Origin of the sequence: Acinetobacter sp. YH12108, from assembly GCF_013419055.1 — a bacterium.
Taxonomy (GTDB): Bacteria; Pseudomonadota; Gammaproteobacteria; order Pseudomonadales; family Moraxellaceae; genus Acinetobacter.
Genome location: NZ_VPAW01000052.1, coordinates 1 through 3,168 on the forward strand (window position 1 = coordinate 1; position 3,168 = coordinate 3,168).

Below are 3,168 nucleotides of genomic sequence, written 5' to 3' on the forward strand. Positions count from 1 at the left end.
CGTTTAGAAAAACCTTCACGTAACAATGTGGAAATCTGATATCTTTCTTCTTGAGTAAGATGAGTATAGTTCATGATGCAACTTTGACTTTGGTCGGTCGGAAGCAAAATGCTAGCTCATCTTGCTTCCTTCCAATAATTTAATCTCTGTTGCACTTCATTTTAGAATCCAAGTCTTTAAATTTATCAAGGAATAAAGTGAATCTATTTTTTCAACTGAAATTTTTACCTAATTAGTTCCATAATCCATTCAAAATATTTTATTACATCTTTTAGATTAAGGTGAGATTATAGATTAAAAAATAATCACAAAATCATTTCACATATCCTTAAATAAAAAGATAAACGCATCACATAATTAAAAAGTACAAGTTAAAAATTAAGATATAAAGTAAAACATTAAATTTTATATGGTTTTTATTTCAATTGTAATTTACTCCCCCATTTTTATAATGAATTTGAATGAAAAAGATAATATTCGAACTTCATCAAATACAACTAACGCATCAACTATTTTTATAACAGGGAAATAATTATGGCTAAGGTAACCTAAGATACACTTACAGACATTGATGGTTTCGTTGCTGCAGCATTAGCTGATGGTGAAAGCGGCTTGGCTTTAGCAACTCAAGGTGGTGGCAATATCGATCTTGAACTTGCAGCAGCCGGCAATACAGAAGTGGTTCGCGCAAAACGCCGTGTAGCGAATTCATTAAATCTGAATGACTCGATTGAAGATATTCTGATTACGCTGGGCAAGCAATATCATCTCATTCGCCCACTCGAAAAGAATAACAATGTATTCCTGTATCTTGTACTGGATCGTTCTAAAGCAAACCTGGCTATGGCTCGTCATGAGCTTAAATCTTTTGAACAAGGTTTAGACTTTAGCTAATACACAGTTTTCCCCTTTATTTCATGCAATAAAGGGGATCCTTATGCGCTTCACCCAATAAAATATAAACTTTAATCGAGACTTAAAATGCATAGGCATTATATTCATATTGGAATAGCAGGTTTAAGTATTCACGATGCAGATGAACTAAAAAAAACTTTACAACACATCATTCCTGACCATTTTATCCTGCAATGGAACACTGCTTCCGATCCTCATCTCGATTGCCTGTTGGTGTATGAATACTTTCTTGAAACAGAGGGTATTCAACGTGTTCTCAAAAACCAAAAATGCCCTTATTTATGCATTTCTAAAAATACTCAATACTCGAACCAGATTATAAATAATACGCTCGCTTTACCCCTGCAAAATACACAAAATCTCAAGCACTGGTTTGAGCAAAATATTCTTAATTCAGAAATCACCTCTGAAATAGAAGAACCTATATTTTCAGCCCCCGTTCAGAGCCAGGAATCTTCTAACCATCCTTACACCATTAACTTTTTTAAAGAGATGCTGCATCCTGAAAAAGGTAAATTACATCTCTATGATCAGCATGGCACCATTGCCATTATTGACTCAGCAAAAAACCTGGCCTGGTTAAACAAAGACCGGGCTGAAACTGGCACAGACTTTTCTTTTCAATATGACTTCGCATCTACTAGCGACCTCTTAAAAGTTACACGTAGAGAAACGCAGATTCTCCAAGACTGGTTATGGAATTTTTTCTGGAACTCGCCTAGTTTTGCTCAGATCGCACCTGAAGATGATCACTATAAAATTCACTACTGGCCAAAGCCGGCTCATTCGCTGCATAAAAAACGTATTTTTCAGATATCTGCCTGCTTTATTCAAGGCGCTAAAATTTCAAAAATTGCTGAGCAACATGCGATTTCATTACTTACGCTTCGACAATTTATCGCGGCCAGCATGGCTTCCGGAAATATTGAAAAAATTAATGCTTGGGAAAGTCGTTATCGCACCACTGAGCCAGTTGAAAGAATAGAACAGCAAAGTTTCATTAAAAGCTTTTTTGGAAAGCTACGATTTAAATTTGGATTTTAATAAAGTAAATACTTATGATTCTACAACAATATAAAATCGTTTTTGCGGGCTCCATGGGTGCAGGTAAAACAGCCGCAATACGTTCCTTATCTGATATACCAGTGCTACTCACTGAGGCACTGAATACTGACGACCGCAGTCATTCAAAAATGGAAACCACGGTAGGAATTGATTATGGTGAAATTACATTAGAAGATGGAACCAAAATTGGCCTGTATGGGACGCCTGGACAAAGTCGCTTTGACTTTATCTGGCCTGTCATCTGTCAAGGCGCACTAGGTGCCATTATCCTTATTGATCATACAGTGAGTGATCCGATCCAGGAACTGGAAAGCTATATCGAAGTATTCCAGGAATATACCCATAATATTGCCATTGGGATTACGCACAGTGATCTTGAAAGCCCTCATTTTACCCAGATTTATAAGGACTGGCTGATCCAACAGGATCTCTATACCCCCCTCTTTTTTGTAGATGCTCGTCAAAAAGACGACATCTTGCTTCTCTTAGAAGCCCTCATTACTTCAATCGAAGTCAACCATAACCTTATGAGCTAAGGATTAAAGCATGCTCACTATACAAGAAAGACGTCAAGCCCCCGAAGCCCTCGTTCAGCATGCCAAACAGCAAATTCAGGAGATCATTAGCAATGTTCGTGGCGTATATTATGTAATGGTCTGCTCAACAGATGGCTTAGAATTGGCCACAATTCATAAGAAAGACAACTATAACAACAGCAAGCTTGCTGCTGTGAGCAGTTCGATTTTAGCGATGGTTTCTGCATTTACTAAGGAAATCCATCTTACTGGCTGTCAGAGTATTACTTTGGATGCAGAAAATGGTAAAGCTATTTTGACAGCAGTTGCAGCACCGAAGCACCCTCTTATTCTGGTTACTTTGGCTGAAAAATACATTTTATTGGGTCAGGTCCTGTATATGCTAAAGAATGCAACACAATCCATTATCGCGGCAGATCAATAAGCAGATCAACAAATAACTAGATTCACAAAAGGCTTAAATTGAATTTAAGCCTTTTTATTTTGTTTTATTAAACCCCTCGCATAAAAAAAGCCCTCTGCGTTTAGCAGAGGGCTTTTGGAATAATGAGCTGGCGATGACTTACTCTCACATGGGAGACCCCACACTACCATCAGCGCTAAGAGGTTTCACTTCTGAGTTCGGGAAGGGATCAGGTGGTTCACTCTTGCT

The 3,168-nt window shown here is 37.6% G+C and carries 4 protein-coding genes and 1 rRNA gene; 4 read left to right on the forward strand and 1 reads right to left on the reverse strand.

Annotated elements, in window-relative coordinates; all coding sequences use genetic code 11:
* Positions 1–567: 567 nt before the first annotated feature.
* The 4 genes from FTU46_RS16495 (at position 568) to FTU46_RS16510 (ending at position 2,940) form a co-directional block, all read left to right on the forward strand.
* Complete coding sequence (locus FTU46_RS16495) at positions 568–894, forward strand: roadblock/LC7 domain-containing protein (protein ID WP_249365120.1); 327 nt, start codon at positions 568–570, stop codon at positions 892–894.
* Between the two features lie 234 nt (positions 895–1,128).
* Positions 1,129–1,959 carry a hypothetical protein gene (locus tag FTU46_RS16500; protein WP_373686592.1) on the forward strand — a complete coding sequence of 277 codons (831 nt, stop codon included), beginning with the start codon at positions 1,129–1,131 and terminating at the stop codon, positions 1,957–1,959.
* Between the two features lie 14 nt (positions 1,960–1,973).
* A complete protein-coding gene (locus FTU46_RS16505) occupies positions 1,974–2,516 on the forward strand; it encodes an ATP/GTP-binding protein (protein ID WP_180105345.1) in 543 nt (180 codons plus the stop codon).
* A gap of 10 nt (positions 2,517–2,526) precedes the next feature.
* The gene (locus tag FTU46_RS16510) at positions 2,527–2,940 is read left to right on the forward strand and encodes a roadblock/LC7 domain-containing protein (protein ID WP_180105346.1); all 414 of its coding nucleotides are present in this window, start codon (positions 2,527–2,529) and stop codon (positions 2,938–2,940) included.
* 125 nt (positions 2,941–3,065) lie between these two features.
* On the opposite strand, the gene rrf is transcribed toward FTU46_RS16510, so the two are convergent.
* Positions 3,066–3,168: ribosomal RNA gene (gene rrf, locus FTU46_RS16515) — 5S ribosomal RNA — on the reverse strand; the annotation flags it as partial.

Coding starts and splice junctions, on each gene's coding strand:
- FTU46_RS16505 (WP_180105345.1), top strand. CDS start 1,974: ATGATTCTACAACAATATAAAATCGTTTTTGCGGGCTCCATGGGTGCA.
- FTU46_RS16510 (WP_180105346.1), top strand. CDS start 2,527: ATGCTCACTATACAAGAAAGACGTCAAGCCCCCGAAGCCCTCGTTCAG.